The sequence below is a fragment of the Corallococcus silvisoli genome, from assembly GCF_009909145.1.
Classification (GTDB): domain Bacteria; phylum Myxococcota; class Myxococcia; order Myxococcales; family Myxococcaceae; genus Corallococcus; species Corallococcus silvisoli.
In genome coordinates, this window is record NZ_JAAAPJ010000010.1 from 39,693 (window position 1) to 61,545 (window position 21,853).

At 71.2% G+C, this 21,853-nt stretch carries 17 protein-coding genes; 9 read left to right on the forward strand and 8 right to left on the reverse strand.

What is annotated here, in order from left to right; translation table 11 throughout:
- Positions 1-44 precede the first annotated feature (44 nt).
- Positions 45-1,010 (forward strand): electron transfer flavoprotein subunit alpha/FixB family protein, encoded by a 966-nt coding sequence (locus GTY96_RS20590; RefSeq protein ID WP_143900434.1) that lies wholly within the window; start codon positions 45-47, stop codon positions 1,008-1,010.
- 88 nt (positions 1,011-1,098) lie between these two features.
- On the opposite strand, the gene GTY96_RS20595 is transcribed toward GTY96_RS20590, so the two are convergent.
- A complete protein-coding gene (locus tag GTY96_RS20595) occupies positions 1,099-1,680 on the reverse strand; it encodes a cytochrome c oxidase assembly factor Coa1 family protein (protein WP_143900432.1) in 582 nt (193 codons plus the stop codon).
- Between the two features lie 112 nt (positions 1,681-1,792).
- Between GTY96_RS20595 and GTY96_RS20600 the strand changes: the two genes are divergently transcribed.
- The 4 genes from GTY96_RS20600 (at position 1,793) to GTY96_RS20615 (ending at position 5,609) form a co-directional block, all read left to right on the forward strand.
- Positions 1,793-2,770, forward strand: a complete 978-nt coding sequence (locus GTY96_RS20600) for a GNAT family N-acetyltransferase (protein ID WP_201756260.1) — start codon at positions 1,793-1,795, stop codon at positions 2,768-2,770.
- A 216-nt stretch (positions 2,771-2,986) separates the two neighbouring features.
- Positions 2,987-3,910 (forward strand): DMT family transporter, encoded by a 924-nt coding sequence (locus GTY96_RS20605; RefSeq protein ID WP_328700956.1) that lies wholly within the window; start codon positions 2,987-2,989, stop codon positions 3,908-3,910.
- A 76-nt stretch (positions 3,911-3,986) separates the two neighbouring features.
- Positions 3,987-4,961, forward strand: a complete 975-nt coding sequence (locus tag GTY96_RS20610) for an MBL fold metallo-hydrolase (protein WP_143900428.1) — start codon at positions 3,987-3,989, stop codon at positions 4,959-4,961.
- Between the two features lie 36 nt (positions 4,962-4,997).
- Positions 4,998-5,609 carry an MOSC domain-containing protein gene (locus tag GTY96_RS20615; protein ID WP_143900426.1) on the forward strand — a complete coding sequence of 204 codons (612 nt, stop codon included), beginning with the start codon at positions 4,998-5,000 and terminating at the stop codon, positions 5,607-5,609.
- Between the two features lie 15 nt (positions 5,610-5,624).
- Here GTY96_RS20615 and GTY96_RS20620 read toward each other — a convergent pair whose 3' ends face one another.
- Together GTY96_RS20620 and GTY96_RS20625 are read right to left on the reverse strand one after the other, a co-directional pair.
- On the reverse strand, positions 5,625-7,103 hold the full coding sequence (locus GTY96_RS20620; protein WP_235685750.1) for a DUF3943 domain-containing protein: 1,479 nt from the start codon (positions 7,101-7,103) through the stop codon (positions 5,625-5,627).
- A gap of 244 nt (positions 7,104-7,347) precedes the next feature.
- Positions 7,348-8,829, reverse strand: coding sequence for a pentapeptide repeat-containing protein (locus GTY96_RS20625; protein WP_186001851.1), 1,482 nt, complete (start codon positions 8,827-8,829; stop codon positions 7,348-7,350).
- A gap of 44 nt (positions 8,830-8,873) precedes the next feature.
- Here GTY96_RS20625 and GTY96_RS20630 point away from each other — a divergent pair, with 44 nt between their 5' ends.
- The gene (locus GTY96_RS20630; RefSeq protein WP_143900420.1) at positions 8,874-9,836 is read left to right on the forward strand and encodes an RluA family pseudouridine synthase; all 963 of its coding nucleotides are present in this window, start codon (positions 8,874-8,876) and stop codon (positions 9,834-9,836) included.
- Between the two features lie 30 nt (positions 9,837-9,866).
- A complete protein-coding gene (locus GTY96_RS20635) occupies positions 9,867-12,440 on the forward strand; it encodes a penicillin-binding protein 1A (protein ID WP_143900418.1) in 2,574 nt (857 codons plus the stop codon).
- Between the two features lie 30 nt (positions 12,441-12,470).
- Here GTY96_RS20635 and pyrF read toward each other — a convergent pair whose 3' ends face one another.
- Both pyrF and GTY96_RS20645 read right to left on the reverse strand, forming a co-directional pair.
- Positions 12,471-13,328 carry an orotidine-5'-phosphate decarboxylase gene (gene pyrF, locus GTY96_RS20640; protein ID WP_143900417.1) on the reverse strand — a complete coding sequence of 286 codons (858 nt, stop codon included), beginning with the start codon at positions 13,326-13,328 and terminating at the stop codon, positions 12,471-12,473.
- 13 nt (positions 13,329-13,341) lie between these two features.
- Complete coding sequence (locus tag GTY96_RS20645; RefSeq protein ID WP_143900415.1) at positions 13,342-14,103, reverse strand: SDR family NAD(P)-dependent oxidoreductase; 762 nt, start codon at positions 14,101-14,103, stop codon at positions 13,342-13,344.
- 193 nt (positions 14,104-14,296) lie between these two features.
- On the opposite strand from GTY96_RS20645, the gene GTY96_RS20650 reads away from it, so the two are divergent.
- Positions 14,297-14,653 (forward strand): GatB/YqeY domain-containing protein, encoded by a 357-nt coding sequence (locus GTY96_RS20650; protein ID WP_143900413.1) that lies wholly within the window; start codon positions 14,297-14,299, stop codon positions 14,651-14,653.
- 1 nt (position 14,654) lies between these two features.
- Here the strand turns inward: GTY96_RS20650 and GTY96_RS20655 are convergent, their stop codons facing one another.
- Positions 14,655-16,469, reverse strand: a complete 1,815-nt coding sequence (locus GTY96_RS20655; RefSeq protein WP_143900411.1) for an AsmA family protein — start codon at positions 16,467-16,469, stop codon at positions 14,655-14,657.
- A gap of 169 nt (positions 16,470-16,638) precedes the next feature.
- A complete protein-coding gene (locus tag GTY96_RS20660; RefSeq protein ID WP_143900409.1) occupies positions 16,639-18,135 on the reverse strand; it encodes an arylsulfatase in 1,497 nt (498 codons plus the stop codon).
- Between the two features lie 241 nt (positions 18,136-18,376).
- Between GTY96_RS20660 and GTY96_RS20665 the strand changes: the two genes are divergently transcribed.
- Entirely contained in the window at positions 18,377-19,342 is a 966-nt protein-coding gene (locus GTY96_RS20665; protein WP_161665570.1) for a hypothetical protein, read from the forward strand.
- A 48-nt stretch (positions 19,343-19,390) separates the two neighbouring features.
- On the opposite strand, the gene GTY96_RS20670 is transcribed toward GTY96_RS20665, so the two are convergent.
- Positions 19,391-21,760 carry an arylsulfatase gene (locus tag GTY96_RS20670; RefSeq protein WP_161665571.1) on the reverse strand — a complete coding sequence of 790 codons (2,370 nt, stop codon included), beginning with the start codon at positions 21,758-21,760 and terminating at the stop codon, positions 19,391-19,393.
- Positions 21,761-21,853: the final 93 nt, after the last annotated feature.

The following is a 21,853-nucleotide window of genomic DNA, read 5'->3' on the forward strand; positions in this document are numbered from 1 at the left end:
CCGCGCTCCCAACCATCTCTCACAAAGATTCCGGAGACAGACCCATGTCCATCGTCCTCATCGTCGCCGAGCAGCAGCCGGACGGAAACCTGCGCAAGGCCTCCCTCAACGCCATCGCCGCGGGCAAGCAGCTGGCGGACAAGGCCGGCGCGGAGCTGCACCTCGTCCTCCTGTCCAAGGACCCGTCGAAGCTCGCCGGGGAGCTGGCGGGCACCGGCGCCAAGGTCATCCACACCGCCGCCGCGCCGGAGTTCGAGCACTACCTGGCGGAGGTCCAGGCCCCCGTCGTCGCGGGGCTCGCGCAGGAGCTGAACGCCTCCTTCGTGGGCGCGGCCTCCACGGCGCAGGGCAAGGACCTGCTGCCGCGCGTCGCCGCCCGGCTGAAGGCCGCCATGGCCACCGACATCACCGCCATCAACGGCGCTGGCGCGGACATCACCTTCACGCGCCCCATGTGGGCCGGCAACGTGTTCGCCGAGGTGAAGCTGACCACGCCGGTGCAGGTCGTCAGCATCCGCGCCACGGAGTTCACCCCGGCCGCCGCCGGTGGCGCCGCCGCGGAGGTGAAGTCCTTCCAGCCGAAGCTGGAGGCCTCCAAGACGAAGTTCGTCAGCTTCAACGAGGTGAAGAGCGCGCGTCCGGAGCTGACCGAGGCCCGCGTGGTGGTGTCCGGCGGTCGCGGCACCAAGGGTGACTTCAAGGAGGTCGAGGCGCTGGCGGACCTGCTGGGCGCCGCGGTGGGCGCGTCCCGCGCGGTGTGCGACGCGGGTTGGGTGCCCAACGACTACCAGGTCGGCCAGACGGGCAAGGTCGTCGCGCCGCAGCTGTACATCGCCGCGGGCATCAGCGGCGCCATCCAGCACCTGGCGGGCATGAAGTCCTCGAAGACCATCGTCGCCATCAACAAGGATCCGGAGGCGCCCATCTTCCAGGTGGCCGACTACGGCCTCGTGGACGACCTCTTCAAGGTCCTGCCCGCGCTGCGCGAGGGCATCCAGAAGCTGAAGTAGGCCGCTGCCTCCGGGCAGGGTCGTGACACACGCGGGGCGCGTCGCCGGGAGTCCATCCCCGGGGCGCGCCCTTCGTCATGTCCGGCGCCTACAGGTCGATGTCGTTGTCGTGCCCGGGCTTCTTGCGCGCGGGCGGCGGCGCGGCTTCGGGGGCCTGGGGCTCGCCCTCGTCCGGCGCCTGGTCGTCGGGCTCCAGCTCGTGGGGTGTCTCCGGCACGGCGGGCGGCGCCTCGCCCGTGTCGAGCAGGTCGATGCGGCTGCCATCCTGGAGCTGGACGTAGAGGGTGCGGAAGGTCCAGTCCCCGCCGTCCTTGTCGGCCACGGCGTGCAGGGTGCCGTCCGCCTTGGGGCCATCCAGGGGGACGGTGAACTCCGCGTGGGTGTGCCCGTTGGAGGTGCTCACCCGGGTGTCGCTGGGGAAGCCCGACTTGAAGGTGCCGCCCAGCGCCTGCTGCACGTGCGGATCCTCCTGGGCCTGGGCGACGGCGTCCGTGTACGCGCCCATGTCCTTGAAGGACGTGTAGCCCCAGCCCACGGCGATGGCGGCGAAGCAGAAGCACGAGCCCAGGAGCGCGAGGCACCCCACGGGCACCGCCCACTTCCAGTTGCGGTTCCACCATCCCTGGCGGGGTGCGGGGGCGTACTCACCCTCGGGCATCGTCGGCGGCATGGGCCCTCCTGGCCTTGGCGTCGGGCCGTGTCATAGCCGGTTCCGGACGAAGCGGGAGCGGGGATGCACCGCGGGACTGTCGCGGGGGCGCCTTCATGACAGAGTGTCTGTCATGCCCTCTGGTGGCGTCTCGACGGCCGAGCTCGCGGACCTGCTTGCGGCGCTGCCCTTCGGCCACCGGCTGTGGGTGCGCGGCATGGGGCGGTGTCTCTATCCCCTCCTGCGCAGCGGGGACGCGGTGCGGCTGCTGCGCTGCGGGCCGGAGCGGCTGGCGCGCGGGGACGTGGCGTTGATGCGGCACGGGCCCCGGCTGGCCGCGCAGGTGGTGCTGTCCACGCACCCCTGGGTGACGGAGGCGCTCCTGGGGGGCAGCGACGTGGCGGGAGGAGAGCTGGTGGGGCGCATCATCGCGCTGAAGCGGGGGCGCTGGGTGGTGCGGCTGCCCCGGCCCACCCGGCCGGCCCTGTTCCTGACCCAGCGGGCCCTGTCCGGCGTGTGGACGAAGCCCGAGTCCCGCGCGGTGTTCCGCCACCTGCGAGACCTGTTCTCCGGCTGGACGAAGCCGCTGCGCCGCCACTTCGTGGGCCCCATGGAGATCCGCCTGGTGCGCCCGGATGACCTGGACGCGCTGCTCGCCTTCGCCACGGAGCGGCTGGTGGTGTCCGGCACCTTCCTGCGCCGCCAGCTGCGCGACCGGTGGGGCCTGCCCCCGGAGCGGCGGGTGGGGGCGGCGGCGGGGGCCTTCGACGCGCAGGGGCGCCTGTACGGCTTCGCCTGGGCGGACGACTACCATCAGGAGGGCCTGGCCCTGGACGGCTTCTGGGTGCGCTCGCTGGTGGTGGCCCCTCGGGTGCGCCGCATGGGGGTGGCCAGCGGCCTGGTGCGCTGCCTGTTGGAGGAGATGAAACGGCAGGGGGCGGACCGCCTCCACGCCGACATCGACGAGGACAACACGGCCTCCCTCCGGACCTTCTCGGGCCTCGACTTTCGTCCCGCGCCGGACACGCTGACCACCGCGACCAACCAGCAGTGGGACGCGGCGGGGGGGAGCAAGCGCCTGGTCGTGCTGGTGCGCGCGCTCCAGGGGTGAGGCCCCGCGGGGGTTGCGCTCCTCGGCCCGCTGAGCCAAAAGCCCCACGGCACCTGACGCGGGTGTTCCGCCACGGGCATCGCCATCCGCATGGGCGCCGCGACGCTCACCGCGCTGGACGGACGGGGCCCACCGGCGGAGGGCGTGGTGCCGCCGGGCGTCCATGCCCTCCCGGGCGTGGCGTTCTTCCCTTGAAATGAAATGAGAGGTCCAGCGGTGAAGCAGGGACGCGAGGGGGCGCGATGGCAGGCGGACGGGGCGCTGGTGCTCCTCTGCGTGTTCTGGGGCGCGACGTTCGTGGTGGTGAAGGACGCGCTCTCCTTCGCGGATCCCTTCACCTTCCTCACCCTGCGCTTCGCGGTGGGCGCGGCGGTGCTGGCCCCGCTCGCCGGCCGGCGGATGTTCGAGCCGGGCACGCTGAAGAAGGGCTCGCTGCTGGCGGTGCTGCTGTTCCTGTGTTTCGCGCTCCAGACGGTGGGGCTCACGGACACCACGCCGTCGCGCGCGGCGTTCCTCACCGGGCTCAACGTCCTCTTCGTGCCGCTGCTGTCGGTGGTGCTCCTGCGGCGCCTGCCGCGGTGGGGCACCACGGTGGGGGTGGTGCTGGCGGCGGTGGGCCTGTATGCGCTGACGCGGCCCACGGAGGCATTGGCGAGGCCAGGGGCCGTGGGCGGCCTGTCGCTGGGCGACTGGCTGTCCGTCGGGTGCGCGGTGACGTACGCGGGGCACATCCTGCTCACGGAGCGCTTCGCGTCGCGCGACGGCGTCCGGGGGCTGGTGGCGGTGCAGCTGGCCGGGGTGGCGCTGCTGTCCGCGCTGTGCCTGCCGTTCGTGGAGCGGAAGCTGGAGTGGACGCCGCCGCTCTGGGGCGCGGTGCTGGTGTGCGGCGTGTTCGCGAGCGCGCTCGCCATTGGCATCCAGACGTGGGGCCAGGCGCGCACCACGGCGGTGCGCGCGGCGCTCATCTTCGCGCTGGAGCCGGTGTTCGCCTCCGTCTACTCCGTGGCGGTGGGCCGCGAGGTGCTGGGCGCGCGCGAGTGGGGCGGGGGCGCGCTCATCCTCGTGGGCGTGCTGTTCTCCGAGCTGGGGCCCGTGGTGTGGGACGGGTGGCGGTCGCGGGTCCGCACGCCCGCCGCCTGAGCATCCGGCGCGGGGCCCGTGGCCGTCGCGGCCGGGGCGTGGAGGGCCGGGGCGCGCTATAGACAGCCCCCATCCCATGAGCGTGGAGCTGAGACGAAACGGGCTGCACCTGACGGGCACGCCCCTGGCGCTGGACGCGAAGCGCAAGTCGCCGCTGTCCTTCGTCAGCCATGGGCACTCGGACCACATCGCCCGGCACGAGAGCACCATCGCGACCGCGGCCACGCTGCGCTTCATGGCCCACCGGCTGGGGCCGGTGTCGGCGCCGCTGTCGGTGCCCTTCCTGCGGCCGTTCGAGCTGGGGCCGCTGCTGCTGGAGCTCCTGCCCGCGGGGCACATCCTGGGCAGCGCGCAGCTCCGCGTCACCCGCGCGGATGGCCGGCGCATCGTCTACACGGGGGACCTGAACACCGCCCCGTCGCTCACCGCGGAGGCCACGGAGGTCGCGACCTGCGACACGCTCGTCATCGAGTCCACCTTCGGTCATCCGCGCTACCGCTTCCCGCCGCGCCCGGAGGTGCTGGGGCAGGTGGAGACGTGGCTGCGCGCGCAGCTGAACCGGGGCGTGACGCCGGTGCTCCTGGGCTATCCCCTGGGCAAGAGCCAGGAGGCCATGAAGCAGCTCGCGGGCCGGGGCTTCCAGCTGGTCGCGCACCCGTCCATCTTCGAGGTCGCGGAGCTGTACGCGCAGCTGGGCGTCCCCATCGAGAACCTGCGCCGCTATGACGGCCGCGTGGAGCCGGGCGAGGTCCTCTTCTTCCCGCCGCACCTGGCGCGCGGCGGGGCCCTGGCGCCGCACTGGCCCCGGGCGACGGCGGTGCTCACCGGCTGGGCCCTGGACCCGGGCGGCGCGAGGCGCTACGGCGCGGACGTGGCCTTCCCGCTGTCGGACCACGCGGACTTCCCGTCGCTCCTGCGCTACGTGAAGGACACCGGGGCCCGGGAGGTCATCACCTGCCACGGCTTCGCGGAGGAGCTGGCGCAGGCGCTGCGGGACGCGGGCACGGACGCCCGCCCCCTGGGCAAGCCGCAGCAGATGGCCCTGTTTTGATTTCGCCGCTGGGACGTGTTGGAAGGAGCGCCTGTCATGACCGCCCCCGCTCCCTCGCTCACCGGCCATCTCGCCAACGTGCTGCTCTGCACGGACGCTGAACCGAAGCGCTTCGTCACCCGGGAGGTCCCCGAGGTGAAGGTGTCCTTCGAGGGCATCGTCGGAGACCGGCACGCGGGCCTCACGCGGCTGGCGGACGTGCGCGTGCCGTGGTTCCCCAAGGGCACCGTCATCCGCAACACCCGGCAGCTGTCGGTCGTGTCGCGCGAGGAGCTGGCGGAGGTCGCGCTCGCGCTGGGCGTGCCGCACGTGCTGGCGTCGTGGCTGGGCGCGAACCTGGAGCTGGTCGGCGTGCCCCAGCTGACGCACCTGCCGCCCGGGACGCGGCTGTTCTTCCCGGAGGACGCGACGCTGGTGATGGAGGGGGAGAACCAGCCCTGCGTGCACCCGGGCCGCGTCATCGAGGCGCACCACCCGGACCTGAAGGGGCTGGCGAGCCGCTTCGTGAAGGCCGCGTGGCGGAGGCGCGGCCTGGTGGGCTGGGTGGAGCGGCCGGGCCTCATCCGCGCCGGCGACGCGGTGCGGGTGATGCTGCCGCCGCCGGTGACGTACTCGCTGCCCGCCGCGCCGCGCGAGCAGGTGGGCTGAGCCCCGCCGCTGCCCTCAGTGCACGGACATGAAGAAGCGCAGCTGGTACGTGTCCTTCGTCACATCCGGGAAGGCGCTGAAGCGGCTGTGGCGCTGGAAGTAGTTGGCCTCCACGCCCAGGCCCAGCCAGCGGTGGATGGGCAGGTCCAGCTGGAACTGCGCGGTGCGCACCTGGTGCGAACCGCTGGAGCCGTCCACCACGATGAGGTGTGACAGCCCCAGCTCCAGCGACACGATGTCCCACGCGCCGCGCGCGTAGGCGACCTGGAACTGGAAGCCGCCGCCGGAGCAGTAGTCGTAGTTGCGGCCCTCGGTGCCGCTGTGCTCGGAGGAGATGCCGATGAGGATGAGGCCGTCCAGCAGCAGCGCCGAGCGCAGCGTGGAGTCCCCGGGGAGCTGGTGCAGGTACAGCGGGCCCACGGCGACGGACTGGCCTCCCAGCTCATACGCGAAGGTGTCCACGTACGACAGCTGCTGGAACAGGCCCAGGCGCAGCCCGTCGCGCTCGCCCTGCGCCAGCGACGTCGCCGTGAGCAGGCCCTGCAGCCGCGCGTAGCTCACCAGGTTGTGCTCCTGGGTGGTGAACTGCGCGCGCGCCTCGAAGGCGTCGAACGGGCGGCGGTAGGCCCCCCGGAACGCGTCCCCGTAGCGCAGGGAGAACTCGGCGAAGTACTGGTTCTTGCCCCCGGCCAGGGACCCGCCGTCGTCCAGCCGGAGGTAGCCCAGCGTGCCCCAGCTCGCGAAGTACGTGGGGGTCCAGTCCCGGGGCGTGGGGTGGTGGCGGGACACGTCGCCGCGCAGCAGCCGGTTGACGCCGCGCACGGGGCTGAGGGCCCCCGCGCCCAGCTCGTGGAAGAAGCGCTTGCGCCCGGTGGCCTCGGTGTCGAGCACCATGGAGGACAGCCGGTAGAAGGCCTCGCCCATGGCCGAGCCGCCCAGGGTGGTGTTGATGAGGTCGTTGATGGACGGCGGGAACACCTCGCCAAACAGCTCCCACTGGAGGCTGCCCAGGAGCGTGAACGGCACGGAGGCGGCGTAGGAGAAGCCGTTGTCCCGGGCGGCCGCGTAGTAGAAGCTGCCGTTGTACGGGTGCGCGAACTGGTTCTCGGAGAACCCGTCCCCGTCCCAGACGAAGCCCGTGCGCAGGTTGTTCTTCCACGTGTGCAGGTCCACCCGCGCCCAGACCTTGCCGCCAATCGTCCGGTCATAGGTCCACAGCGCCAGGTTGACGGCGGTGACCTCCGCCAGCGCGCGCCAGGGGTGGTGCCGGGGGTGGGTGTCCTCGTCGAGCTCCTCCTCGGGCTCCTCCTCCCGCTGGGGCGCGTCCGCGGGCAGCGGGGCGTCCTGCGCGAGCGGCGCGAGGGCGGCGGGCAGGGACCACGCCGGGGCCTGCGCGAGCGCGGCGCCCCACGGCAGGGTGAGCAGCAGCAGGACGCAGGGCGCCCACGGACACCGGCCTCCGCCCTGCTGCGGCCTGTGCGCGCCACGCTCCATGACTTCGCCCACGTCTCCGCTGGAGCCGTCAGCTCCCGCGCGACGCCCGCCGTGCCCCAGGGCGCAGAGATAGGCAGCTTCCTTCTGGGAGGCGCCCCTCCCCATGGGGAGGGGAGATGACGGGATTCCGGTGTCCCGGGCACGGCGGGATGGAGCCCCAAGCAGAAGGCCCGGCGGGAGGCGCCTTCGCGCTCCGACCGGGCCTTCGTCATGCATCACCTTCCGCGGCGCGGAAGGGCCGGCGTCACGCGTCCGGCGACTGGACGATGAGCTTCTCCTTGCCGCACACGTCACACCGCACGTGCACGAACAGGTCGTCGTCGCTGTCCTCGGGCACCTCGCCCTCGGGCACGCCCAGCTCCGCCTTGGCCAGCGCCGCCACCTTGGACGGGATGTCCTGCGCCTTGAGCGACTGCACGTAGGTCATCTCGCGCTCGTGGCACTCGCGCACCTCCGGGCCCGCGAGCCACGGCGGCTCCATGCCCTCCGGCAGCCGGCTGAGCAGCTCCAGGTTGGACACCGACTCCGCCAGGTACGCCAGGCGACGCAGGCGCGCCTCCTCCGGCAGGGCCGCGAACACCTGGAAGCCCTCCAGCAGCGTCTGCCGGTCGTCGCCCGTGGCCGCCTGCGCCAGCTCCATGGACGCCTCGGCCGAGTCCAGCGCCTCTTCCCAGTTGTTCTCCGGGTTGAAGCCCGCCTCCAGCAGCGACGTGTACAGCTGCGCGGCGGCCAGCCGGCGGCGGACCTCGTGCAGGTGCTCCACCACCTCGTGCGTCAGGCGCAGCTCCAGCAGCGCCCCCGTGGTGCGCGGGTCGATGGAGCCCGTGAGGTCGTCCACCTCCACCTCGGCGCGCAGCTCGCCCTTGAGCTGCTTGGCCGCGGCGAAGCGGAACAGGGGCAGCACGCCCACCTCGCGCAGGTACACCGCCGCGACGTTGGCCTCCTTGCCGCCCATGCGCAGCGCCTTCTGCGCGCGCTCCACCGCGCCGGGGTCCGCCGCGGGCTTCTTGTTCTCCAGCCGCGTCTTCACCGCCTCGCGGTAGAGCGTCTCCAGCGAGCTGCCCGGCGGCAGCCGCTGCGGCAGGAGCGGGCGCAGGCCCGGCACGTCCAGCACCCAGAGCGGGGGAGCGCCCACGTGCTTGAGCGCCCGGAAGAAGAGCGAGCCCGGCGGATCCTGCGGCCGGAACGGGGGCAGGTCGTCCGGGTGCGCGGAGCCCGCGCCGTCCATCGCGCCGCCACCGCCGCCGTGCGACTGGCCGAGCATCTTCTCGCGCTGCTCGCGCGTGAAGGCCGTGATTCCCTGGACCGGCGGGGGCGGGGGCGGGGGGGCTTCCTCCCCATCCAGGCCCGTCACCCGGTCCATGTCCACGTCGTCCAGCTCCAGGTCCTCCAGACCCTTGGCGCCGGTGAAGTCACATCTCAGGAGCTTCAGCTTCTCGAAGGTACAGCCTTCCAGGTTGGCGCCGCGGAAGTCGCAGTCCTGCAGGCGGCCTCCGTGGAAATAGGCGTTGGAGAGGTCCGTGTCCCGGAAGTTCATCTTCGACAGGTCACAGCGCTCCCACTCGGAGCCCACCAGTCCGAGCCCGGACAGGTCGGCGTTGGCGGAGAACAGCTGCGTGAACGTGGCTCCCGTGTGGTCGTTGGCCACCTGTCCGGACTTGCGCAGGCGGTTCCACTCGGCGGAGCCGCTCTGGAGCAGCTTCTCGATAGTTGGGGCTTTCGGCATGGACCGCGAATTATTCGTGTGGTCTGGTCCAGGCGCCAGCACAAATGATCGAGTACCGAATCGAAGCCGACACCGTCGGGATGCGGCTGGACAAGCACCTGCGCAAGCGGATGCCCAACGTCCCCGTCAGCCACCTCTTCAAGATGATCCGCACCAAGAAGGTGCGGGTCAACGGCAAGCGCGCGCAGCCGGAGCAGTTGCTCGCCGAAGGAGACGTGCTCACCATCCGCGGCACCGAAGAGCAGCTCACCCTGGCGGAGCGTCCGAAATCGGACCGTCCGCCCCCCCCGCCGCCGCCCGTGGACCCCTCACGGCTGGTCATCCTCAAGGAAGACGACTGGCTCATGGCCGTGGACAAGCCCAGTGGCATGGCCGTCCATACCGGCAGCGGCATCACCGGGGGCACCCTGGTGGACTACGTGCGGGCCTACCTGGGCCCCAAGGCCACCCGGAACGACTTCACCGCCTCCCCGGCCCACCGCCTGGACCGGGAGACCTCCGGCGTCATCCTGGTGGCCAAGCGCCGCCCGGCGATGGTCCATTTCACGGAAATCTTCACGAATGGCCACCCGAAGAAGCGCTACCTGACCCTGGTGAAGGGGAAGATGCCCAAGGACTCAGGGGTCATCGACCTGCCGCTCGCCGAGCACCAGCAGACGGCCGAGTCCAAGGCCCGTCGGGGAGTGAACATGCAGGAGGCCGTCACCCGCTGGAAGGTCGTGCGCCAGTCGAGCGAGGCAGCCCTCCTCTCCTGCACCATCGAGACCGGGCGCACGCATCAGATAAGAAGGCACCTGGTCGCCGTGGGCCACCCGGTGGCGGGTGACAAGAAGTACGGAGACTTCGCCTTCAACCGCGACGTGCGGGCGCGCTGGGGGCTCAAACGTCTGTTCCTGCACGCCGAGCGCATCGAATTTCCGCACCCCGAAGATGGAAGGAAGGTCGTCGTGGAGACCCCGCTTCCTCCCGAACTCACGGACGTGCTGAAGCGGGCGGCGCTCCTCTAAGCCTTGAGCCCAGGACTCGACAGAACACGCATGTCCGACCCGAAGACTGACCGCAGCGGCAAGAAGCTGGTGCTCGACGGCGTTCCGCCCAAGCGCAACATCCTCGTGCGCTTGATGAAGCTCGTCGCCGTGCTGGGCCTGATGGGCGCCACCGCGGGGGCGCTCGCCATCGTGGCCGCCTACTACATCTTCTCCGCGGGGCTGCCCGCCATCCCGAAGGTGGACGAGTACTGGCCGCCCATCGTCACGGAGGTCTACACCGACGACGCCGTGCTCGCGGGCGAGTTCTACAACGAGCGGCGCAAGGTGGTGCCCTACGAGCGCATCCCCAAGCGGCTGGTGCAGGCGTTCATCGCCAGCGAGGACTCCAGCTTCTTCGACCACTTCGGCGTGGACGTGCTGGGCACCGCGCGCGCGGTGTCCAAGACGGTCCTGACCAAGCTGGGGCTCCGGGGCGGCGGCGTGCAGGGCGGCTCCACGCTCACGCAGCAGACCGCGAAGGCGGTCCTCATCTCCGCGGAGGGCTACAAGGAGGCCACCGCGAAGACGCCCAAGCGCAAGATTCGCGAGGCCATCCTCGCCTTCCGCCTGGAGCAGGCGCTGACCAAGGAGGAGATCCTCTACCTCTACTTGAACAACGTCTTCCTCGGGCACCACAGCTACGGCGTGCAGAGCGCGGCGGAGAACTACTACCGCAAGGACGTGCGCGACCTGACGCTGGGGGAGATGACGCTCATCGCGGGCCTGCCCCAGGCGCCCAGCCGCTACTCGCCCTTCCTGCGCCCGGAGGCCGCGAAGAAGCGCCGCTCCTACGTGCTGGGGCGCATGCTGATTGAAGGGATGATCTCCAAGGCGGAGCACGACCAGGCCGACGCGGAGCCGGTGAAGGTGTACCCCGTGGAGGACGTCTTCCACGAGTTCGCCCCGTACTTCGTGGAGCAGGTGCGCAAGGACGTGGTGGACCGCTACGGCAACCCCGTGCTGCTGAAGGAGGGCCTCAAGGTCTTCACCACCATGGACAGCGAGCGGCAGCGCGCGGCGCAGGACTCCGTGCTGAACGGCCTGATGTCCGTGGACAAGCGCCAGGGCTGGCGCGGCCCGGTGCTGCAGCTGGCCACCGACGGCGAGCGCAAGGCGTTCATCGACAAGGCGAAGAAGGCGATGGGCAAGGAGCAGCTCGTCGAGAACCGCCTCTACGTGGGCGTCGTCAGCCGCATCGACGACGACGGCAAGGGCGCGGACGTGCAGGTGGGGCCGCACCAGGGCCGGCTGCCGCTGCTGGGCATGCGCTGGGCGCGCAAGGTGAACCCGGAGGGCTACTACCCGGCGAGCATGATCACCTCCGTCAAGAAGGCCCTGGCGGTGGGCGACGTGGTGGTGCTCCGTCACGTCGCGAAGAAGGAGCTGACGGACGACAAGGAGCAGTGGGACCGGAAGCTGGCGGAGGAGATCCCCGACGAGGGCCTGAAGCTCTTCCGGCTGGAGCAGACCCCGGAGGCGCAGAGCGCGCTGGTCTCCATTGATCCGCACCGCCAGTACCTCACGGCGATGGTGGGCGGCTACGACTTCGACGACAACGAGTTCAACCGCGCCTTCCAGGCGTGCCGCCAGCCGGGCAGCTCCTTCAAGCCGTTCGTGTACTCGGCGGCGCTGGAGCAGCTGGACTGGACGGAGGCCACCGTCATCGTGGACTCGCCCATCGTGGAGCACGACCCGGACAACAAGGTGTCGTGGAAGCCGGCCAACTACAGCGAGGAGTTCGTGGGCGACGTGCTGCTGCGCACCGCGCTGGTGAACTCCATGAACATCCCCGCGGTGAAGACGTTCGGCGCGGTGGGCGTCCACAACATGGCGGACTGGGCGAAGAAGCTGGGCATGACGACGCCCATGAACATGGACTTCTCCGCGGCGCTGGGCTCGTCCTGCGTGTACCCGTTCGACCTGGCGAGCGTCTACGCGACCTTCAACCGCTACGGCCGCAAGAAGCCCACGTACTTCATCCGCAAGGTGGAGGACCGCTTCGGCCGCACGCTGGAGGACCACACCGCGTTCGACGACGCGTGGGCCCCGCTGCAGGACCGCGTGGCCGCGGGCTACGCGCGCCTCTTCGAGCCGGGCGAGCAGGTGATGAGCCCGGAGACGGGCTACATCCTCACGCACCTCTTGCGCGGCGTGGTGCTCCAGGGCACCGGTGGCCCGGCGCAGAAGCTGGGCAAGCCGGCGGCGGGCAAGACGGGCACGACGAACGACTCCTTCGACGCGTGGTTCGCCGGCTACACCAAGGACCTGGTGACGGTGGCGTGGGTGGGCTACGACCTGAACCCGCACCCGCTGGGCCGCTATGAGACCGGTGGCCGCGCGGCGCTGCCCATCTGGCTCAACTACATGAAGCGCGCGCTGGAGGGCCGGCCGCAGCCGGAGTTCTACCCCTGGCAGTCCATGCAGCTGGCGCGGCTCTACATCGACAAGAAGACGGGCAAGGTGTCCAACCCCGGCGCCAAGGGCGCGGAGCTGATGTTCTTCAAGAAGGGCACCGAGCCGAAGGAGGCCGTGCCCGACAAGAACCAGGTCGGGGTGGATCAATTCATGATGGGCGCGCAGTAGGCCGCGCGCTCCATCCGGTGGCAGCGCCCCTCAGGCGCCTTCGCGAAAACCACGCGAGGGCGCCTGATGTGCTTCCAGGGCCCGCTTCAGCGCGGCCACGTCCGGTCCCGCCTCCAGCACCGAGCGCGCGGCGGTGGGCAGCACCTGCCGCTCGCGGCCGGAGAAGAGCTTCGGCAGGTCGCTGAAGCCCGCGCCCTGCGAACCGATTCCCGGCGTGAGCAGCAGCGCGCCGCCCAGCCGCTCCACCACGTCGCGGTCCGCCGGGGGGAGCGTGGCGCCCATCACCGCGCCCGCGGGGAGCACGCCGGGCCCCGCCTTCTCGTTCAGCTCGCGCAGGCCGTCCGCCACCGCCTGGGCCACGGTGCGGCCGTCGCCGCCCACGGCGTTCTGCACGGGCACGCCCTCCGGGTTGGACGAGCGCACGACGACGAAGGCGCAGGCGCCGTGGGCCCGCGCGCGCTCCACCGTCTTCGCGAGCGCGCCCAGGCCCAGGTACGCGGTGAAGGTGGCGGCGTCCACGTCGTAGGCGCTGCCCTCGCCGAAGAGGGACTCCGCGTAGGCGTCCATGGTGGAGCCGATGTCGCCGCGCTTCACGTCCAGCAGGGTGAGGGTGCCGGCGGCGCGGAAGCGCCGGAGCACGCGCTGGAGGACGACGAGCCCCTCGGGGCCGTGGCGCTCGAAGAACGCGCTCTGCGGCTTCACCACCGCGAGCGTGTCACCGGCCGCGTCGGCCAGGCGCTCGCAGAAGTCGGACAGGCCCTGCGCGGTGTCCGGCAGCCCCCAGCGGGCGAGCACGTCGCGCGAGGGGTCCAGCCCCAGGCAGAAGGGCGAGCGCGCGTCGGCGAGCTTCGCGAAGCGCTCGGCGAAGGACGTCAGTGGGGTCGTCATGGGCGGGCTCCTCTCACTTCAAGCGGCGCGCGGTGGCGTCGAACAGGGGGTTGGGCATGGCCTTCAAGAGGCGCATGGAGGTGGCGAGCTGCCAGGGGAAGCTGACCTCCGTCTCACCCGCGAAGATGGCGCGGCCCATGCGCGCGACGGCGTCGTCGGTCTCCATGAGGAAGGGCATGGGGAAGTGGTTCTTCGCGGTGAGCTCGCTCTTCACGAAGCCCGGGTAGACGCACGTCACGGCGACGCCCGTGCCCTTCAGGTCCACGCGCAGGCTCTCCAGGAAGGTGGCGAGGAAGGCCTTGGACGCGGAGTAGGCGGCGTGGCCGGCCAGCCCCCGGTGGCCCGCGAGGCTGGAGATGCCCACCACGTGGCCCCGGCGGCGCTCCACCATCTGGGGCAGCACCGCGCACAGCGTGGCGGCGGCGCCGGTGACGTTGGTGTCGATGATGGCGCGCGCCTTGTCCCAGTCCATGCGCTTGCCATGCGTGGGGCCGCCGACGCCCGCGTTGGCCACCACCAGGTCCAGGCCGCCACACTCCGCGTCGATGGCGCGGATGCGCTCCTGGGCCGCCTCCGCGTGGGTGATGTCCATGACGATGGGCTCCACCGTGGCGCCCGCGGCCTGGGCCTCCGCGGAGAGGGCCTGCAGCTGAGACAGCCGCCGGCCCGTCGCGAAGACGCGCAGGCCGTGCTTCGAGAGCCACAGCGCCAGTCCACGTCCCAGCCCGCTCGAGGCGCCTGTCACCAGCGCCGTCCGGTAGGTCATCTCCGCCATGCCGTCCTCCAGGGGGTGTCGCAGCGCCCGCCTTGTCGCACGGTTGCGCGCCCAAGGGCACGCAAAACCCCGCCCCCTCACCGCGGGACGAGGTGCGCGCGTAGCAGCGTTGACAGCCTGGAGGGTCGGACGGTCGACTCTCGTCCCCGGGTCGACGACCGCATCCGGAGGGAGGACTGGCATGGCAGGGGACATGAGAACCGTCGCTGAATGGAAGTCGACGCTTCGCGCTGCCCTGAAAGAGGCGCTGCGCACCCGGAGCGCGCTGGCTTCGGCCGTCCTGCGTGAGACGCTCGCGGCCCTCGACAACGCGGAGGCTCCCGACGTGAGCGTCGCGCCCCCCTCCGTCCGTGGCGCCGTCGCCGGAACCGCCGGTGGGTTGGGGAGTGGGGAAGTGCCCCGCCTGGAGCTGACGCCGGACGCCGTGCGGGCCGTCATCGCGCGGGAGATTCAAGAGCGGCGGGAGGCGGTGGCGCTCTACGTCAGCCTCGGAAGACACGACGAAGCCAACGCCTTGCAGGTGCAGCTGGACGTGCTCCTGGCGCTTTGACCTAGCGGAACGGCGGCACCGGCTGGCCCTCGAACCACGCCTTCGCGTTCAGCAGGTGCAGGTCGTGGTGGCCGGGCCTCAACTCGATGCCGCCCGTCACCACGCCCAGCGTCGTCAGCAGCGCGCCCGTGATGTTGCCCTGAACCAGGTCCAGGTGGCCGTCCAGGGAGAAGCCCTCGCCCTTCGCCTTCAGCTCACGCAGCTGGAGGCCGCGCTCGTCGATCTGCACCTGCCCCGTCACCTCCACCTTCGGGATGTTGAGCAGGGAGGTGACGAAGGCGGGCAGCCGCTTCGACGAGGTGATGAGCGCGACCAGGGGCTGCGTGTCGGTGAGCTGGCTCGAGAAGCGCGCCCTCAGCACCGTGGGGGACAGGGTGAGGCTCGCGCGGGGCAGGCTGAAGGTGCCGCTCCAGGCGCGGATGGGCACCGGGCCATTGGAGGACACCTGGCTCAGCTTGAGCGTCGTCCCCGCCAGCCCCAGCTCCGTCATGTCCAGCGAGAGGTGCCGGGCATCGACCTCCACCTCCGCGCGCAGCAGGACCTTGTTCTCGCCCATGCGTCCGGTGACGAGGTCCGTGTCCATGCGCAGGGACAGGGAGTCGCGCGTCCGCTCGCCCTTGGGCGGCTCCTCGCTGCGCACCGTCACGTGGCCGGAGTCCACCTCCAGCGTCCGCCCCAGCCAGGGGTTGAGCACGCGCAGGTCCAGGGGCTTGCTCTTCGCCACTCGCAGCGCGGGCTCCAGGTCCATGCCCGGTCGCCCTTCGCGCCGCCGCGCCAGCACGGTGAGGGCCACCTCCGGTATCTCCACGCTGTGGCCCTGGGGGCCCGACACTCGCACCGGCGTGAAGGCCATCCGCAGCGTCCCTGACGGCTGCTCCCGCGGCTGCGCGTCCATGGCGGCGTGGACGGTCCACGGGGCTTGGATCCGCATGGGCCCCGCGCGCACGTCCAGCTCCGCGCCGGAGGCCGTCAACCGGCTGCCCGGCTCCAGGGTGTTGCGCCGCATGCGCACGTCCAACTCCACCCGTCCGGCGCCGCCGTGGAGGGACACCGGAGCGCTGGCGCCCAGCTGCTCGTTGATCCAATCCAGCGGCAGCACGTCCACCTTCGCCTGGAGTTCGCCGCTCAGCGCCTGGGACAGGTCGTGGCCTTCGCCTTCCTGGAAGGGCGCGTCGAGCAGGGCCCGCGAGGCCAGCGACTCCAGCCTCGCGACGCGCTGGCCGTCCACTTCGATGAAGCCCTCGCCCACGCGCACCGACGGGAGGTCCACCCTCAGGCGTTCGCGGGACTGGAGGTCCAGCGTGCCCGTGACGTCCAGGCCTCCCACGAAGCGCACCCGGCTGAAGTCCAGCTCGCGCACGTCGTGCAGCGTGACGTCCTCCAGGAGGATGACCCAGGGCTTGCTGACGGGGCCCGGCGGGCCCTCGGGCAGCGAGGACGGCTCCAGGTGGAAGCTCGCGCCGTGCCCGTCGATGCCGTGCACCTCCACGCGCTTTCGCAGGAGGCCCGTCAGCGACATCCCGGCCTCCAGCGCGTCCACCTCCACCTTCCACCAGACGTTCGAGTCCTGCTGGGTGAGGGTGAAGTCCCGGAGGTGGAGCCGGCCCACGGGCCACAGCCACCACGCGCTCCGCCACGTCAGCTGCGTGCGGTCCGTCGAGCGGCGCATGATGGCCTGGGTGACGCCCGCGTTGAGCGCCACGTTGATGGCCACCTCCAGCACCGCCACGGCCAGCAGGGCCCACAGCGCCGCGCGGCGCCACCGCTTGGTGCGAGGCGCTGCGTCCTGGGGGGCCGGGGGCGGGGAGTCGGTCATGTCGCGAGGTTCCGGGAGGGAGCCTCCGGATGCCTCAACGGCCCGGAGCGCACAAGCAGACTCTCCCGGGCGGCGATGGATTGGAAACACCCGGCTGGCGGCCTGGGACGGCCCGCGGGGCTCCACCGCGGGGCGCTCGGCCCGGGCGGTGGAGCGCCGTTCCTGTCCTTCAGTGGATGGGCGCGGCCCCGTTCTCCAGCTTCGCCATCACCTGATCAATGGAGAAGCTGGCCGGATGCTGGCGCGAGGGAAACGCCTGGAAGGTGGCGAGGAAGCGCCCCACCAGGGCCTGGGCGGGCACCAGCACGAAGGAGCGGTCCAGGAGCCAGGCGAAGTAGCCGACGGAGGACTCGGCGCGCTCCAGCGGATCCGCGCGCAGGTCGAAGATGAGCGGGACGCGCCGGCTGGTGAAGGGCTGCGACCACACCTCGATGCCCGTGGCGTCCTGTTCCTCGAAGACGAGCTTGAAGCGCTTGTAGCGCATGGCGACCAGCTCGCCGTCGTCGCCGAAGTAGAAGAACTCGTCCCGCCGGGTCTCGCCCTTGCCCGACAGCAGCGCCGTCTGGTCGTAGCCGTCCAGGTGGACCTTGAAGTGCTTGTCGCCCGCGTCATGCCCCTCCAGCAGCTTCTGCACCACGTCGGGCTCGCCCGCGGCGGCCAGCAGCGTGGGCAGCCAGTCCTCGGAGGAGAACAGCTCGTTGAACTGCGTGCCGGGCTTCACCGTGCCAGCCCAACGCACGAGGCAGGGGGCCCGGAACGCGCCCTCCCAGTTGGTGTCCTTCTCGCCGCGGAAGGGCGTCGTGCCGCCGTCGGGCCACATGCTCGTCATGGAGCCGTTGTCGGTGGTGTAGATGATGAGGGTGTCATCGGTGATGCCAAGCGCGTCCAGCTTGGAGAGCAGCTGCCCCACGTGCCCGTCGTGCTCCACCATGCCGTCCGGGAACAGCCCCAGGCCGGTGCGGCCCTGCGACTCCGGCCGAAGGTGGGTGTGGATGTGCATGCGGGTGGTGTTGAACCAGACGAAGAAGGGCTTGGCGTCGGAGTGGGCCCGGTCGATGAAGTCCAGCGTGGCGCCCAGGAACTCCTCATCCACGGTCTCCATGCGCTTCTTCGTCAGCGGGCCGGTGTCCTCCACCGTCTGGCCGCCCTTGCCGTCCGCCTTGCTCTTGAGCACGCCGCGCGGCCCGAAGCGCTTCCGGAACTCGGGGTCCTTGGGGTAGTCCACGTTCTCCGGCTCCTCCTCCGCGTTGAGGTGGTAGAGGTTGCCGAAGAACTCGTCGAAGCCGTGGACGGTGGGCAGGAACTCGTCGCGGTCGCCCAGGTGGTTCTTTCCGAACTGGCCGGTGACGTAGCCCAGGGGCTTGAGCAGGTCCGCGATGGTCGGGTCCTCGGGCTGGAGCCCCACCTTCGCCCCGGGCATGCCCACCTTGGTGAGGCCGGTGCGGAAGGGACATTGACCGGTGATGAAGGCCGCGCGGCCCGCCGTGCAGCTCTGCTGGGCGTAGTAGTCGGTGAAGAGCGCCCCCTCCTTCGCCAGCCGGTCGATGTTGGGCGTGCGGTAGCCCATGACGCCCAGGTTGTAGGCGCTGAGGTTCCAGTAGCCGATGTCGTCTCCGAAGATGACCAGGATGTTGGGTTGCTTCTTCTTCGCTGCCTTCGTCGCCATGGGGACACGCTCCAATCGTTGTCCCTAGGGGTGGGGACGCGACGGACCGTGGACAATCAGGAGCCGGCGTTGAGGGTGGCGGGTGCCCGGTTGGCGTTGCCGCCCCAGGGGGTGGGGCGCGCGGGGCGGGAGAGGCCGGCCCGCCTGGGTGTCCTTGCCGCGGCCCTCGTGCCTCCGCAGCGTGTGAAGGGAACTCTCTTCATTCGCGGGTGCAAGGCCCGCGAGAAGGTGGGGTGTTTCCATGGGCATCGCGCGGCGCACGGGGCCCTTGGAGGCACTTCGCAACCTGGCCCTGTCATTGGAGCGGCTTGCCGCGAGCGAGGCCGCCAGCGGCGCGGTGCGAGGCGCCGCCGACGGGCTGCGCGACGAGCTGCCGGAGTTCGACGGGCAGCTGCGCTCGCTCATCCAGGACGTGCTCACCGTGCTGGGCCGGCTCGCGCATGACGCCGCCGAGCGCGAGCAGGTGGAGCCCGCGGCCGCGGCCCATGCGCTCGCGGGCGCGGCCATGGAAGGGGCCCTGGAGGCGCTCCAGCGGGAGTGGCGGGACGGGGGGCTGCCCCTGCACGCCTTCATGGTGCGCCTGGGCCAGCTCTTCGATGAAGCGGTGAAGTTCGCCCACTCCCGGACGGAGGAGATCCACGCACCCGGTGAGCGCGCCCAGGTGATGGCCCGGGGCGTGGTGAAGGCCGCCACCGCGCAGCTCCACGAGTCGCTGCCCCTCCTCACGAAGGACGTGCGTGCGCTGGCGCCGCTGGGCGAGGAGGTGGCCGCGAGGGTGGGGCGGGGACTGGTGGCGGGCATCGAATCGAAGCTGCGCGAGGACTCGGGGCTGCTGGTGGGGTGGGTGGAGCGCGCGGGCCAGGACCTCGTGCGCGGGCTGGCGGCGGGCCTGCGCGAGGAGCTGGCGGCGAGCCCGGGGGGCTCGGGGGGCTCGGGTGATGCGCTGACGTCCTCCCTGGAACGGCTCGCGGAGCGGACCGCCGCCGCGACGGTCCGGGGCGCGGGGGGCGCGCTCGCGGATGAAGGCCGACGCTGGCGTGAGGTCCCGCGGAACCGGAAGCGGCTGCGGCGGGCGAGCCGCGAAGTCACCGTGGGGGCGCTGGAGGCCCTGGGCGCGCGGCTGCGCCGCCCCCTGCTGACGGTGGCGGGCGCGGGCAGCGCGCTCGTGGCGCTGACGGTGCTGTCCCTGCGCTGGCGCGATGCCTGAGGCCGTGGCGCGAAGGCGTGGCATGCGCCTTCGCGCCGGGCGCTGACGTCAATCCAGCCGCACGTGCTGCTCCAGGCGCTCCGCCGGGGTGAGCTCGCGGTTGGCGTTCTCCAGGTCGAAGTCGAAGGTGACGTATTCGATGCGGCCGGTGAACCGGAAGGGCATCCGGTCGCGGTACTTGGGGCTCACGGGGGCGCGGTGGTCCATGCCCACGTCCATGCACTCCGTGCTGAAGCGGGCGCGGGTCTGCCGCTCCAGATGCAGCCCCCCCACGTCGCGGCCGTTGATGAAGAGCCGCACGCTGGCGGGGCCCCCCAGGGTGGTGGACTCGTTGGTGAACGCCAGGGACAGCTCCACCTGGCCGGTGGGCACCTTCTGCGACGACACCACCTCCGAGCGGACCATGTCGAAGAAGTTGTAGTGGTACACCAGCCGCTGCTGGTCCATGTAGAGCGTCCAGCCGCCCACGTCGCCGCCCAGGCAGATGATGACGCCCTCGGCGCCGTCCTCCGGGATGTCCACCCCCGCGGTCAGGGTGTAGCTGACGTTGTGGGTCTTCGGGGCGCTGCCCTCCGGCAGGTACGTCATGCCCTCGTAGAACGTCACCCGCTTGCGGCCGTGGAACCAGCTGGGGCGCAGGCTCACGTCCGCGCGTTCGACGAAGCGGTCATCCAGCGGGAGCACGTCGTACTTCGCGGCCTCCACCATGAAGAGGTCCTGGAGCTCGCGCAGCTTCTTCGGGTGCTGGGCGGACAGGTCCTGCGCCTGGCTGAAGTCCCGGCGCAGGTCGTACAGCTCCCAGCGGTCCGCGTCGAAGTCCGCGCCGCCGATGTTCACCCACGGCAGCCGCCCGTGACGGCACGACGCCATCCACCCCTCGTGGTACAGGGCGCGGTTGGCGAACATCTCGAAGTATTGCGTGGTGCGGTGGCTGGGCGCGTCCGCGTGCTTCGCGTCGAAGGTGTAGGCCAGGCTCACGCCTTCGATGGGCTTCTGCGGCACGCCGTGCATCTGCGTGGGCTCCGCGATGCCAATCACCTCCAGCAGCGTGGGGAGGATGTCGATGACGTGGTGGAACTGGAAGCGGATGCCGCCCGGGTCCTCCACCTCGCGGGGCCAGGAGACGATCATCGGGTTGCGCGTGCCGCCGAAGTGCGAGGCGATCTGCTTGGTCCACTGGAACGGCGTGTCGCCGGCCCACGCCCACCCGACGGGGTAGTGCGGCGAGGTGCCCGGCAGGCCGATGTCGTCGATGCGCGGCAGCAGGTCCTCGATGTCGGGCGTGTCGCCGCCCAGCACGGCCATCTCATTGAGGGTGCCGGTGAGGGAGCCCTCCGCGCTCGAGCCGTTGTCTCCGATGATGTAGAGGACGAGCGTGTTCTCCTCCTCGCCCAGGTCCTGGAGGGCTTGCAGGACGCGGCCCACCTCGTTGTCGGCGTGGGAGAGGAAGTCGGCGTAGTTCTCCATCAGGCGCAGGTAGAAGCGCCGCTCTTCCGGCGTGGCGTCCTCCCAGGCGGGGATCTCCTTGGGGCGTTCGGTGAGCCGGGTGCCGGGGGGGATGACGCCCAGCTCCAGCTGCCGCTGCCACACCTGGCGGCGGTATTCGTCCCAGCCCATGTCGAACTTCCCCTGATGTCGGCCGCGCCAGTCGAGCGGGGGCTGGTGCGGCGCGTGCGCGGCGCCCGGGGAGAAGTAGGCGAAGAAGGGGCGGGCGGGGGCGATGGACTTCTGCTGGCGCATCCACTGGATGCAGTCGTCCGCCAGGTCGCGCGTGAGCTGGTAGCCGTCCTCCGGCGTGCGGCCGGCCTCCACGGGTTCGGTGCCCCGGTAGAGGGCTGGGTAGAACTGATCCGTCTCTCCGCCGATGAAGCCATAGAAGGTGTCGAAGCCGCGCTGGGTGGGCCAGTTGTCGAACGGCCCGGCGGGGCTGGTCTGGTTGTCGGGGACGTTGTGGTTCTTGCCCCACCAGCCGGTGGCGTAGCCGTTCTCGCGAAGGATCTCCGCGATGGTGCAGCAGCTCTTCGGGATGATGCCGGTGTAGCCGGGGAAGCCGGTGGCCACCTCTCCGATGTTGCCGGACGACACGCTGTGGTGGTTGCGCCCGGTGAGCAGCGCGGCGCGGGTGGGCGAGCACAGCGCGGTGGTGTGGAACTGGCAGTACTTGAGTCCGCCCCGCGCCAGCCGCTCCGCGACGGGCATGTCCACGAGTCCGCCGAACGCGCTGGACCAGCCGTAGCCCACGTCATCCAGCAGCACGAGCAGGATGTTGGGCGCCTTGTCCGGGGCGGGTTGCAGGGGTGGGTAGTCCGCCCGGGAGTCCTTGTAGGTGAGCCCGATGCGGGCCTTGGGGAAGCGGTATTCGGGGCGGGGATAGACGGTGTGGTCCACCCGCAGGGGGAAGCGTGGTTTCCGGGCCATGGGGACGGGGTCCTTTCACGTCGAGGTTTGTCCCTAGGGGTGGGAACGCGGCAGGCAATGGACAATCAGGAGGAGGCAGCGGGGCCTGCCCGT